The 12,319-nt window shown below is 62.1% G+C and carries 9 protein-coding genes and 1 pseudogene; 9 read left to right on the forward strand and 1 reads right to left on the reverse strand.

The window, feature by feature from the left end; all coding sequences use genetic code 11:
* Window positions 1-30: 30 nt before the first annotated feature.
* The 7 genes and pseudogenes from AC07T0_RS06290 to AC07T0_RS06320 form a co-directional block, all read left to right on the forward strand.
* The gene (locus AC07T0_RS06290) at window positions 31-2,106 is read left to right on the forward strand and encodes a hydantoinase/oxoprolinase family protein (RefSeq protein WP_495000357.1); all 2,076 of its coding nucleotides are present in this window, start codon (window positions 31-33) and stop codon (window positions 2,104-2,106) included.
* Between the two features lie 29 nt (window positions 2,107-2,135).
* Window positions 2,136-3,800 carry a hydantoinase B/oxoprolinase family protein gene (locus AC07T0_RS06295; RefSeq protein WP_495000358.1) on the forward strand — a complete coding sequence of 555 codons (1,665 nt, stop codon included), beginning with the start codon at window positions 2,136-2,138 and terminating at the stop codon, window positions 3,798-3,800.
* Between the two features lie 3 nt (window positions 3,801-3,803).
* A complete protein-coding gene (locus AC07T0_RS06300; protein WP_495000359.1) occupies window positions 3,804-5,006 on the forward strand; it encodes a pyridoxal phosphate-dependent aminotransferase in 1,203 nt (400 codons plus the stop codon).
* Window positions 5,007-5,040: 34 nt separating this feature from the next.
* Window positions 5,041-5,853, forward strand: coding sequence for an NAD-dependent epimerase/dehydratase family protein (locus AC07T0_RS06305; RefSeq protein ID WP_495000360.1), 813 nt, complete (start codon window positions 5,041-5,043; stop codon window positions 5,851-5,853).
* 33 nt (window positions 5,854-5,886) lie between these two features.
* Window positions 5,887-7,083 (forward strand): NAD(P)/FAD-dependent oxidoreductase, encoded by a 1,197-nt coding sequence (locus AC07T0_RS06310; protein WP_495000361.1) that lies wholly within the window; start codon window positions 5,887-5,889, stop codon window positions 7,081-7,083.
* Between the two features lie 27 nt (window positions 7,084-7,110).
* Window positions 7,111-8,796, forward strand: a complete 1,686-nt coding sequence (locus AC07T0_RS06315; protein WP_495000362.1) for a thiamine pyrophosphate-binding protein — start codon at window positions 7,111-7,113, stop codon at window positions 8,794-8,796.
* A 14-nt stretch (window positions 8,797-8,810) separates the two neighbouring features.
* Window positions 8,811-8,906, forward strand: a pseudogene (locus AC07T0_RS06320) (hypothetical protein); the annotation flags it as partial.
* Between the two features lie 19 nt (window positions 8,907-8,925).
* On the opposite strand, the gene AC07T0_RS06325 reads toward AC07T0_RS06320, so the two are convergent.
* On the reverse strand, window positions 8,926-9,651 hold the full coding sequence (locus AC07T0_RS06325) for a FadR/GntR family transcriptional regulator (RefSeq protein ID WP_495000363.1): 726 nt from the start codon (window positions 9,649-9,651) through the stop codon (window positions 8,926-8,928).
* Between the two features lie 429 nt (window positions 9,652-10,080).
* Between AC07T0_RS06325 and AC07T0_RS06330 the strand changes: the two genes are divergently transcribed.
* Window positions 10,081-11,229 (forward strand): branched-chain amino acid ABC transporter substrate-binding protein, encoded by a 1,149-nt coding sequence (locus AC07T0_RS06330; RefSeq protein ID WP_495000364.1) that lies wholly within the window; start codon window positions 10,081-10,083, stop codon window positions 11,227-11,229.
* 144 nt (window positions 11,230-11,373) lie between these two features.
* A complete protein-coding gene (locus AC07T0_RS06335) occupies window positions 11,374-12,312 on the forward strand; it encodes a branched-chain amino acid ABC transporter permease (RefSeq protein ID WP_495000365.1) in 939 nt (312 codons plus the stop codon).
* Window positions 12,313-12,319 lie beyond the last annotated feature (7 nt).

The raw sequence follows: 12,319 nt of genomic DNA on the forward strand, positions 1-12,319 counted from the left end.
ATGAGCTCGAGAACTTCAGGGGATACGACGATGACTGCGACTTCATGCCGGGTCGGCGTGGACATAGGTGGGACCTTTACCGATATCGCGCTGGATGTGGACGGTGTGCTGCATTCGACCAAGATTCTGACCGACTACGAGCTGCCGGAGCGGGCGATCCTCAGTGGGGTGCAGACCGTCGTCGCGGCGGCGGGCCTCAAACTCGCGGATATTGATCAGCTGATCCACGGGACGACGCTGGCGACCAACGCGCTGATCGAGCGGCGCGGGGCCAAGACCGCCTTCATCACCACCGAAGGCTTTCGCGATACCCTGGAGATGCGCACTGAAAACCGTTTTGAACAATACGACATCAATATCGCCTTGCCGCCGCCGTTGATCGAGCGCGAGCACCGCTACACCCTGCGTGAGCGTCTGGATGTGCAGGGCCATGTGCTGATCGCGCCGACCGCGGTTGACATCGACAGCCTGATCGAGCGAATTGCCGAAGGCGACTACCAGAGCGTGGCGATCGGCCTGATCCACAGCTACGTCAACGGCGCTCATGAGCGTCTGCTGCGGGATGCCTTGCAGGCCCGCCTGCCGAACCTGCTGATCTCGATCTCCAGTGAAGTGTCGCCGCAGATGCGCGAGTTCGAGCGCTTCAATACCGTGTGCGCCAACGCCTATGTCAAGCCGCTGATCAAGTCCTACCTCGATCGCCTGGTGGTCACGTTGAAGCAGGCGGGTGCCGATTGTCCGGTGTTCATGATTCACTCCGGTGGCGGCATCATCTCGGTCCAGAGCGCGGCAGAGTTCCCGGTTCGGTTGGTGGAGTCGGGGCCGGCGGGCGGCGCGATCTTTGCCGCCGACATTGCCCGCAAGTATGGTCTGGATTCAGTGGTGTCCTTCGACATGGGCGGCACCACCGCGAAGATCTGCCTGATCGAAAACCAGGTGCCGAAAACCGCCAAGACCTTCGAAGTGGCGCGCACCTACCGGTTCAAGAAAGGCAGCGGCATGCCTATTTCGATCCCGGTGGTGGAGATGGTGGAAATCGGCGCCGGCGGCGGCTCGATTGCCAGCATCGACAGCATGCGCCAGATCCGCGTGGGCCCCCACAGTGCCGGCTCCGAACCTGGTCCGGCGTGCTACGACCGTGGCGGCCAGCAGCCGACCATTACCGACGCCAACCTGCTGCTGGGACGGCTGGACGCGGATAACTTCGCCGGCGGCGCGTTGCGCCTGTCCAATGCCAATGCCGAGTCGGCGGTGGAGCAGGTGATTGGCGCGCCACTGAACATGGACGCCTTCACCGCCGCCTACGGCATCTGTGAAGTGGTCGATGAAAACATGGCCAACGCCGGGCGTGTGCATGCGGTGGAGAGCGGCAAGGACATCGCCGACTACACCATGATCACCTTCGGTGGCGGCGGCCCGCTGCACGCGGCGCGTCTGTGCGAAAAGATGGGTGTTTCGCGTTTCCTGGTGCCGGCGGGGGCGGGCGTGGGCTCGGCTATCGGCTTCTTGCGCGCGCCGTTCGGCTATGAGGCGGTGCGCAGTGCTTTCGTGCGCTTGTCGGCGTTCGACGCGGCCCAGGTCAATCTGCTGGTCGACGACATGCAGGCCGAGGCCATCGGTTTCCTGCGTCAAGGCATGCCCGAGGGCGAGCCGGAACTGGAATGCACCGCCTTCATGCGCTATGTCGGCCAGGGCTGGGAAATTCCGGTGAGCCTGCCGTTCAAGCCCTTCAGCAATGACGACGCGGCGCAATTCAAAGTGCTGTTCGAGGCGGCCTATACCCAGTTCTTCGGGCGCCCGATCGAGGGCCCGGATGTGGAAATCGTCAGTTGGTCGGTCAAGGCCAGTTCGCCGCTGCTGGCGGTCCTGCCGGTGACGCAGATCAAGGCGTCCTACCGGGCCGAGGAAGTGTCCCGACGCAAGGTGTTCGATGTGGTCGGCGGCGGCTTCGTCGATGCCGGTATCTACCAGCGTGAAGCGCTGCAGCTCGGTGCACTGGTCGACGGTCCGGCGATCATCGCCGAGCGCGAAACCTCGACCTTCGTGTCGTCCTCGTTCACCGCCACGGTCCAGCCTGATGGCTGCCTGCTGGTCGTCCGGCGCTAAGCGTCACTTGCATAAGAAGGCGATGTCCCATGAGTGAAACATTGATCGATATTCAGATGCAGGTGATGTGGAATCGCCTGATCTCGGTGGTTGAAGAGCAGGCTCTGACCCTGATCCGCACCGCGTTCTCCACCAGTGTGCGCGAGGCCGGCGACTTGTCCGCCGGGGTATTCGACCGCGCCGGCAACATGCTGGCCCAGGCGGTGACCGGGACCCCCGGGCACGTCAACACCATGGCCGAGGCCGTGGTGCACTTCATCAAGGACATCGGCCCGGAGAATATCTTCGAGGGTGATGTGTATGTAACCAACGACCCCTGGAAGGGCACCGGGCACTTGCATGACATCACTATTGTCTCGCCGTCGTTCTACCAGGGCCGTCTGATCGGCTACTTCGCCAGTACCGCCCATGTGGTGGATATCGGTGGTCGCGGTTTTGGTCCGGATGCTCGGGAGGTCTACGAAGAAGGCCTGTTCATTCCGGTGCTGAAGCTGTTCGAACGCGGCCAGCTCAACCGTGACTTCATCAATATCCTGCGCAACAACGTGCGTGAGAACGACCGGGTGGTGGGGGACTTCTACGCCTTGTCGGCCTGCAACGAGACCGGCCACAAGCGCCTGATGAGCATGCTTGAAGAGTTCAAGCTAGACGACCTGGAGCACATCGGGGGCTTTATTCTCGAGCACAGCCGGCGCGCCACCCTTGAATGCTTCAAGTCGCTGCCCCATGGCACTTACCAGAACAGCATGACACTCGATGGCTACGATGTGCCGGTGACCCTGGCGGTCACCCTGACCGTGGGGCCGGACGGCATCCTAACCGATTTCAGCGGTACCTCCGGCATGAGCCAGTTCGGCATCAACGTGCCGCTGGGTTATGCCAAGGCCTACGCCTGTTATGGCCTCAAATGCATCGTGGCGCCGGAAATTCCAAACAACTCCGCGTCCCTGGCGCCGTTCGAGGTAACGGCTCCTGAGGGCTGCATTCTCAACGCCAAGCATCCCGCTCCGGTGTCGGTGCGCCATGTGCTGGGGCACTTCGTGCCTGACCTGGTGCTGGGCGCGCTGCACAAGTGCCTGCCGGGGCAGGTGCCCGCCGAAGGCGCCAGTGCATTGTGGAACCTGCACTTGAGCGTGCGCCCGCTGGAGAGCAATCCAACCGGGCGTAATGCCGAAATGCTGATGTTCAACAGTGGCGGCATGGGCGCTCGCGCCGGCAAGGACGGCCTCAGTGCCACCGCGTTCCCCAGCGGCGTGCACACCATGCCGGTGGAAGCGACCGAACAGGCGGGGCCGGTGATTGTCTGGCGCAAGGAGTTGCGCAATGGCTCTGGCGGTGCGGGTTTGCTGCGCGGCGGGTTGGGCCAGGAAATCGAAATCTCGGCGGCCGAGGGTTACAGCTTCCGCTTCAGTGCGATGTTCGACCGTATCCAGTATCCGGCTCGCGGCCTGGAAGGGGGCGGCGAGGGGGCCCGGGGTTATGTCGGGCTCGACGATGGCAGCCTGCTGCGCGGCAAGGGCCAGCAGTTTGTGCCGGCCGAACGGCGCCTGGTACTGAGCTTGCCCGGTGGCGGTGGCTACGGTGATCCGCGCCAGCGTTCCCGCGAGCAAGTGGCCCGCGATCTGCGGTTTGGCTATATCAGCGCCGAGCAGGCGCGCGACGATTACGGCTATGTGCCGGAGCAGGGGAGCTGAGGTATGGAATTTCAGAGTTCGCGTGTCAGGACGGTAAAGAGTTCGCCCAGCATGGCGGTGTCGGTCCTGGCCAAGAAAATGCTCGCTGCGGGTGAGCCTGTGATCAACCTCAGCCTCGGCGAGCCTGATTTCAATACGCCGGCCCATGTGATCGAGGCGGCGCACCAGGCCATGCTCGACGGGCACAACCATTACACCGCGCCCAATGGCTATGACGAATTGCGCCGGGCCATCGTCGGCAAGTTCGCCCGGGAAAACGACCTGACCTACGGCCTGGACGAAATCTGCGTGGCCAATGGCGCCAAGCAGCTCTTGTTTAACGCCTTTCTGGCCACCCTGGAGCCCGGTGATGAAGTCATCACTCCGGCGCCGTACTGGGTGTCCTACACCGATATGGTATTGCTCAATGGTGGGGTGCCGAAAGTCATTCCCTGCGGCTCCGAGTACGGTTTCAAGCTGGACGCCGCGCGTCTGGAAGCGGCGATCACACCGAAGACCCGCTGGCTCATGCTCAATTCGCCGAACAATCCCTGTGGTGCGATCTACACCCGGGAGGAGTTCGCCGCCCTCGGTGCGGTGCTGGAAAAACACCCTCGGGTGCTGGTGATTTCCGACGAGATCTACGAGCACATCATTCTCGGCGACAAGCCCTTCGTACCCTTTGTCATTGCCTGCCCCAACCTGCGTGAACGCACGCTGCTGATCAACGGGGTGTCCAAGGCCTATGCCATGACCGGCTACCGCCTGGGTTACGCGGCGGGTCCGCGAGAATTGATCGTGGCGATGAACAAGACTCAGTCGCAGACCACCACCTGTCCGTCGGCGATTTCCCAACTGGCGGCCGCTGCTGCCCTCGACGGGCCGCAGGATTTTGTCCGAGAGGCCAATCGCGAGTATCAGGCCCGTGGTGCGCTGGTGGTCAAGGGCTTGTCGGCGATTGCCGGCCTTGAGCTGCAGATGCCGGAAGGGGCGTTCTATGCGTTTCCCAAGTGCGCGGCGTTTATCGGTAAACGTACGCCGGGCGGGCAGGTGATCGAGACCGATACCGACCTGTCCGCCTACCTGCTGCGGGTTGGCAAGGTGGCCACGGTGCCGGGCTCGGCGTTTGGCCTGGAACCCTATATCCGCCTGTCGTTCGCCACCTCACGGGAACAACTTGAGCAGGCCATCGTGCAGTTGCGCGAGGCCCTGGCGGCGCTGAAGTGAGCGCCGGTCTCTTCATTCATTCGAGAGTTTCATCATGAGCAAGCCGTTCAAACGACTGTTGATCACCGGCGCCGCGGGCCGCCTCGGACGGGTGCTGCGTGCCCACCTGCACGAGTTTGCCGAGGTCCTGCGCCTGACCGATATCGCCGACATGGGGCCGGCCGCGGCTCACGAGGAGTTGGTGCGTTGCGACCTGGCCAGCATGGCCGATGTCCTGCCGCTGGCCGAAGGCGTGGATGTGATCATCCATGCCGGAGGCGTGCCGCTGGAGAACACCTTCGCGTCGATTCTCAATGGCAACATCATCGGCACCTACAACATCTACGAAGCGGCGCGCCAGCACGGGGTGAAGCGGGTGATCTACACCAGCTCCAACCATGCCATCGGTTTCTATGACCGCACCGAAACCCTGGATGCCAGCGTTCCCCATCGCCCTGACAGCCTGTACGGCGTCAGCAAATGCTTTGCCGAGGATCTGGGGCGCTACTACTGGGACAAGTTCGGCATCGAGTCGGTGAACCTGCGCATCGGTTCCTCCTTCGAGGAACCGTTGGACCGGCGCATGCTGGCGACCTGGCTGTCCTTCGCCGACTTCGCCCAACTGGTGGAGCGTTCGCTGAATGCGCCACGGGTGGGCCACATGATCGTCTACGGCATGTCCGCCAACCGCGAGTGCCTGTGGGACAACCGCATGGCCTCGTCCCTCGGCTACGTGGCCCGGGACAGCGCCGATGATTTCCGCGAGAAGGTCCTGGCCAATCATCCGCCCCTGGATCCCAACGAGCCGGCGGCCCGTTATCACGGTGGCAACTTCGCCGGTGCCGGTCATTTCGAAGATCCGAAGTAACCCTTACCCAGTATTTTTTCAGAGGTCCGAGCGATGGCTTCGACAGCAACTGAGCAACACTACGATGTGGTGATCGTGGGCGGCGCCGTGAATGGCAGCGCCACCGCGTATTTTCTCGCGAGCAATCCGGACTTCACCGGTTCGGTGCTGGTGATCGAGCGGGACTGGACCTACGCGCAGTCGGCCACGGCGCTTTCCAGCAGCTCGATCCGGCAGCAGTTCTCCAATCCGATCAATATCCAGATCTCCAAGTTCGGCGCCGAGTTCGTGCGGGCTTTTCCGGAAACCATGGCGGTCAACGGCGATAAACCCGACCTGGCGTTTCGCGAGAACGGCTACCTGTTCCTTGCCGATCAGCGCGGTTACGAGGTGCTGGAACGCTTGCACGCCACGCAAATCGAGCACGGTGCCGATGTACTGTTGCTCGACCCCGAGCAATTGGTCGCGCGCTTTCCCTGGGTTAATCCGGACAGCCTGGCCGGCGCCAGCTTTGGCCAGACCGGCGAGGGATGGTTCGACAGCTACGGCATGCTCAATGGCTTTCGCAAGAAGGCCCGCTCCCTGGGCGTCGAGTACATCGAAAACGAAGTAATCGAGGTGCTGCGCAGCGGCGACCTGATCACCGGCGTGCGGCTGGCCAGTGGCGAGCGCATCGGCTGCGACACCCTGGTCAACACCGCGGGCACCCGTGGGCCCAAGGTGGCGCGCATGGCCGGTTTGCAGATTCCGGTGGAAGCACGCCGCCGCTCGTTGTTCGTCTTCGACTGTCATACGCCGCTGGCCGGCGTAGTCCCTCTGACCATCGATCCGACCGGGGTATTTTTCCGTCCCGAGGGTCACCTGTACCTGGGCGGCACTTACCCGAAAGTCGACCCGGAAGTCGACGTCAACGACTTCGATGTCCTGCACGATGAGTTCGATGAGGAAGTGTGGCCGATCCTGGCCGAGCGCGTGCCGGCATTCGAGGCGATCAAGGTCGTCAACTCCTGGGCTGGGCACTATGACTTCTGCGTGCTCGATCACAACGCCATCGTCGGCCCCCACAGCGAGGTGCGCAATTTCCTGTTTTGCAACGGCTTCAGCGGCCATGGCCTGCAACAGGCGCCCGCCATCGGCCGCGGGCTCAGCGAGCTGATTACCTATGGCGCATACCGCAGCCTTGACCTGAGCGCCTTGTCCTACGAGCGCGTCGTGGAAAACCGGCCCTTTTTGGAAGACTCGGTCATCTGATCGAACAGCCTGATGGAGAACAAAAATATGAAAGATGCATCCACGACGCTGCGCAGTGGCGGGCAGATCCTGGTCGAGGCCTTGCGGATCAATGGTGTCGAGCGCGCTTTTTGCGTCCCGGGGGAAAGTTATCTGGCGGTGCTCGATGCGCTGCATGACGTCAAGGACGATATCGAACTGATCGTCTGTCGCCAGGAGGGTGGGGCGGCCTATATGGCGGAGGCCTACGGCAAGCTGACGGGCAAGCCGGGCATCTGCTTCGTGACCCGCGGCCCCGGGGCGACCAATGCCTCGGTAGGTGTGCACACGGCATTCCAGGACTCGACGCCGATGATCCTGTTTATCGGCCAGGTGGCACGGGATCAGGTCGAGCGTGAGGCGTTCCAGGAAATCGACTACCGGCGCATGTTCGGGCAAATGGCCAAATGGGTGGTGGAGGTGGATGACGCGGCGCGCCTGCCGGAGCTGCTCAGCCAGGCTTTCCATCGCGCCACCAACGGCCGTCCGGGACCGGTGGTGATGGCGTTGCCCGAAGACATGCTCACCGACCGGGTGGCCGTGGCTGATGCCGGCCCGGCCCAGGCCATCGAGCCGGCGGCATCCCCTGCGGCGCTGGGCAGCCTGCAACAACTGATCGGTGAGGCACAACGGCCATTGGTGGTGCTCGGCGGCGGTGGCTGGAATGCCCAGGCGGTGGCGGATATTCGGCGTTTTATCGAGGCCCAGAATTTGCCGGTGGCGGCGTCCTTCCGCTGCCAGGACCTGTTCAACAATACGCTGCCGCATTATGCCGGCGACCTCGGCCTGGCGGCCGGGCCGGAGTTGGTCGAGGCGGTGAAGAGCGCCGATCTGTTGCTGGTGGTGGGCGCGCGCCTGGGGGAGATGAGCACTGGCGGCTATGCCCTGGTGGATATTCCCGTGCCGAAACAGAAGCTGGTGCATGTGCATCCGGGGATCGAGGAGCTGGGGCGGGTTTATCAGCCGGTGTTGGCGATCAATGCCGGGATGCGGATCTTCGCCGCTCAGCTCGCCGAGCTGCCGGCGGTCAAGCCTGAGGCATTCGGCGATTGGACCGCGCAGCTCAATCGCGGCTATCGCGCCAACTTCGATTGCCCGCCGTCACCCGGGCCGGTGCAGATGAGCGAGATCATCGCCTGGCTGAACCAGCGACTGCCCGATGATGCGGTACTCACCTGCGGTGCCGGCAATTACACCGGCTGGCTGCATCGCGGTTATCAGCATCGGACATTCCGTACCCTGTTGGGGCCGACCAACGGCTCGATGGGCTACGGGGTGCCGGCGGCGGTGGCGGCGAAAATCACCGCGCCAGAACGGATGGTCGTGGCCTTTGCCGGCGACGGTTGCTTCCTGATGAATGGGCAGGAGCTGGCCACCGCGGCCAACTACGATGCCCGGTTGATTGTGGTTGTGGTCAACAATGGCATGTACGGCACCATCCGCATGCATCAGGAGCGTCACTATCCGGGGCGGGTCAGCGGCACCGAACTGCATAACCCGGATTTTGCCGCGCTGGCTCGTTCCTATGGGTTGCACGGCGAGACCGTGGTGGCGACCAGTGAATTCGCCGCGGCCTTCGAGCGTTGCGTGGCTTCCGGCAAGCCTGCGTTGATCGAGGTGCAGGTGGACCCCGAAGCGCTGACGCCGCGCATGACCTTGAGCCAGATTCGTGAAAAAGCCCTCGCGGCCCTCTGACGTTCCTTCGACGGGGTGGGGTGAAGTCCTCGGGACTGGGGCGCGAAGGTTTGCGCTACGGCATCGAGGACTATCAGGGGATCAGATACGTCTGTCTGGGCCTGGGCTGATGGGCAAGGCGGTGCAGAATTACTCTCCGCTGTCGACCAGCCGCTGATAGCGCGACAGGCTCTCTTCGAGGTGCTTGCGCAGGGCCGAGCGCGCAGCGCTGACATCGCCCATGGTGATTGCCGAGAGAATCGCGCCGTGTTCGCGGCCGATTTTCTTGATGTGGGCCAGGCGGCTTTTGCCGGTGGATTGGCCGTGCTTGAGGTGCAAATCGAAAATGATGTCCGGCCCCAGGGCTTCGAGCAGCTGCGAGAAGTGTGGGTTATTGGTGGCCCGGGCAATCGCCAGGTGAAACTCGAAGTCGGCCTTGGCTTCTTCTTCCAGGTCACTGCCGTCCAGGGCGTTGAAGCGGTCAAAGGCTTCGGTGATCTGCGCCATGCTGGTGGGGCTGCGGCGTTCGGCGGCGCGCGCGACCGATTCGGTTTCGACGCCCAGGCGCAGTTCCAGCACGTGGGCGGCTGCCCGGACATCATCGACGGCACTGCTCAACGCATAGCCGATGCGTTTTACATCCTGCTCGACCACAAATACGCCGACGCCCTGGCGGGCGATCAGGCGTCCGCCCAGACGCAACGAAGCCACGGCTTCGCGGATGACCGGGCGGCTGACGTTGAACTCCTTGCACAGCTCTTGCTCGGACGGCAGTTTCTGGCCCGGACCATAGGTGCCGACATCGATGCGGTTGGACAGCTCCTTGATCACCGTCTCCGCCAGATTGGCCCTTCGTGTACCAAGGGTCGGGTTCATATGTGTTGCTCCTGAAAACGGGGCTCGTCCAAACGTGAATGGTCGAACGGGTTATTGGGTCCAGTCAAACACGGCGAAGGCCGCTTTGAATACGTCTGGATCAAGGCAAAGACTGATTCCTCATAGGTTATCAAATAACTGACCTGTGATGGTGCGGGTGGCTGTCGGATCGCGCCGAGTCGGCATCGCAGAGGTGCACGATTTGTCATTGCCCATACCGTCACCGGCATTTTCATCTTGCCCTAGCATATACCAATTGACAGTTGCCTGCTGACTGTTATCTTACAAGTGCGCTGACAAACAGCCTGCGCACTTGCAGTGAGATGTCCCGAATAAGGTCTGGTCGCCGTGAAAGGGCCCGGATGTGGAAAAGAAGACTTGCACGCCAACGTGCTTAATTCGTTTGTCCGATGATTTCTGGGAGGGAACATGCGTAAACATAACCAGGGCTTTACAGCGCTCACCGCGGCCATGGTCGCCATCCTGAGTGTTGGGGTTGCCACTGCCGCCGACAGCGAACAGGTCAAGATCGGCTTTGCCGGTCCGCTGACAGGGCCGTCCGGTCATCAGGGGCTCGATGTCGAACATGGCATCAGTATCGCCATTGAGGAGGCCAACCAGCAGAAGCTGAAGATTGGTGGCAAGGTTGTAGAGTTCAAACTGGTCTCGGAAGACGACGTGGCCGACCCACGTACCGGTACGGCGGTCGCCCAGCGTCTGGTGGATGCGAAAGTGGCGGTGGTGATCGGTCACTACAACTCCGGCACCAGTATCCCGGCTTCAAAAATCTATGGCGATGCTGGCATCCCGCAAATCTCGCCATCGGCGACCAATCCGGCCTTGACCCTCCAGGGTATCAAGTCGGTGTTTCGCGTGGTCAACGACGATGCCACCCTGGGTCGCTACGCTGGCAACTACCTGGTCCATCAAATGAATGCCAAGCGCATTGCGATCTTCGATGACCGCACCGCCTATGGCCAGGGCCTGGCCGATGAAGTGACCAAGGCGGTGAAGGCCGCCGGCGGCAACGTGGTGGTGCGTGAGTACACCAACGACAAGGCCACGGATTTCAACGCCATCCTGACCACCGCCAAAGCTCAACAGGCCGACGCAGTGTTCTTCGCGGCGCTGGATTATCAGGCGGCGCCGATGGCCAAGCAGATGAAGAATCTCGGGCTCAAGGCCAAGTTCATGAACATCGGCAACCTGCCTAACGACGAGTTCAAGAACATGGCCGGTAGCGCCGCTGAAGGCACCTACGCCTGGAACTACGGCATGCCGTTGCAGGAAATGCCCAAGGGGGCGGCGTTCGAGCAGAAGCTCAAGGGCAAGTTCGGCGTGGGGGTCGTGCAGTCGTCACCGGCGGCCTACGACGCGACCTGGACCGCCATCAGCGCGATGGTCAAGGCCCAGTCGGCCGATCCCGCGGTATACCTGCCGGTGCTCAAGAGCTCCAGCTATGACGGCGTGACCGGCACGATTGCCTTTGACGACTACGGCAACCTGAAGAACGCCGCCGCGACGATCTTCCAGTTCACTGGCGGACAGTGGAAAACCCTTTCCGTCGAACGCGACTGAGCCCCGACGCTACCTAAAATAATAAGCGGGCCCTCAGGGTCCGCGACTATAAAAAGAAACTCTTTCCGATCTGCCCTGAATGTCACCGCGTTGCTGTTCCTGGCTTGCGCTGGTGGATACGACGCAGTTTTGAGGATTCAGCAAGTGCAAGCCAATCTCGATATTTTGTTGCAGCAGATCCTCAACGGTCTGGTGTTGGGCAGCATCTATGCGTTGGTCGCCCTGGGCTACACCATGGTCTACGGCATTATCGGCCTGATCAACTTCGCCCATGGCGAGATTGTCATGGTAGGTGCCATGGTGACGATCTCGGTCTTGACCATGCTCGCCGGTTTTGGCTTCGCACCGGGCGTCCTGACGCTGTTGTTCGCCATTATGATCGCGGCGGTGGTGTGCATGTTGATGGCCCAGGGCATGGAGAAATTTGCCTATCGCCCGTTGCGCAAGGCGCCACGTCTGACGCCGCTGATCCTGGCCATTGGCATTTCGATTTTCCTGCAGAACCTGGCCATGATGATCTGGGGGCGAGGCTACAAGACCTTTCCCGAAGTGGTTGAAACCCGCCCGATCGAGGTGTTCGGCGCCACCATCACCAATGTCCAGATGAGCATCATGATCATCTCGGTGGTGATCATGCTCGCGCTCTGGTTGCTGGTCGACAAGACCAAGCTGGGCAAGGCGATGCGTGCCACCGCCCAGAATCAGGAAGTGGCCGGGTTGATGGGGATCAATATCAATCGGGTGATTTCCGCCACTTTCGTGATCGGCGCCTCCCTGGGGGCCATCGCCGGCGTGATGCGTGCGGTCAACTACGGCCAGGCGGATGCCTACATGGGCTTGTTGCTCGGGCTCAAAGCCTTTTCCGCCGCCGTACTGGGTGGGATCGGCAACCTGTTCGGGGCCATGGCCGGCGGCATTCTGCTGGGGCTGATCGAGTCCCTGGCGGCAGGGTATACCGGGCAAATCACCGGCGGTTTTCTCGGTGCGAACTATCAGGATATCTTCGCTTTCATGGTGCTTATCCTGGTGCTGTTGTTTCGTCCCAATGGCTTGATGGGCGAGCGTCAGGCTGATCGCGCTTAGGAGGCGG

It is taken from the genome of Pseudomonas sp. GW821-FHT04D07 (assembly GCF_059420225.1).

What these genes read in the sequence shown, in the direction of transcription:
- AC07T0_RS06330 (WP_495000364.1), top strand. Translation starts at nt 10,081, where the DNA reads ATGCGTAAACATAACCAGGGCTTTACAGCGCTCACCGCGGCCATGGTC.
- AC07T0_RS06315 (WP_495000362.1), top strand. Translation starts at nt 7,111, where the DNA reads ATGAAAGATGCATCCACGACGCTGCGCAGTGGCGGGCAGATCCTGGTC.
- AC07T0_RS06300 (WP_495000359.1), top strand. Translation starts at nt 3,804, where the DNA reads ATGGAATTTCAGAGTTCGCGTGTCAGGACGGTAAAGAGTTCGCCCAGC.
- AC07T0_RS06305 (WP_495000360.1), top strand. Translation starts at nt 5,041, where the DNA reads ATGAGCAAGCCGTTCAAACGACTGTTGATCACCGGCGCCGCGGGCCGC.
- AC07T0_RS06310 (WP_495000361.1), top strand. Translation starts at nt 5,887, where the DNA reads ATGGCTTCGACAGCAACTGAGCAACACTACGATGTGGTGATCGTGGGC.
- AC07T0_RS06290 (WP_495000357.1), top strand. Translation starts at nt 31, where the DNA reads ATGACTGCGACTTCATGCCGGGTCGGCGTGGACATAGGTGGGACCTTT.
- AC07T0_RS06295 (WP_495000358.1), top strand. Translation starts at nt 2,136, where the DNA reads ATGAGTGAAACATTGATCGATATTCAGATGCAGGTGATGTGGAATCGC.
- AC07T0_RS06325 (WP_495000363.1), bottom strand. Translation starts at nt 9,651, where the DNA reads ATGAACCCGACCCTTGGTACACGAAGGGCCAATCTGGCGGAGACGGTG.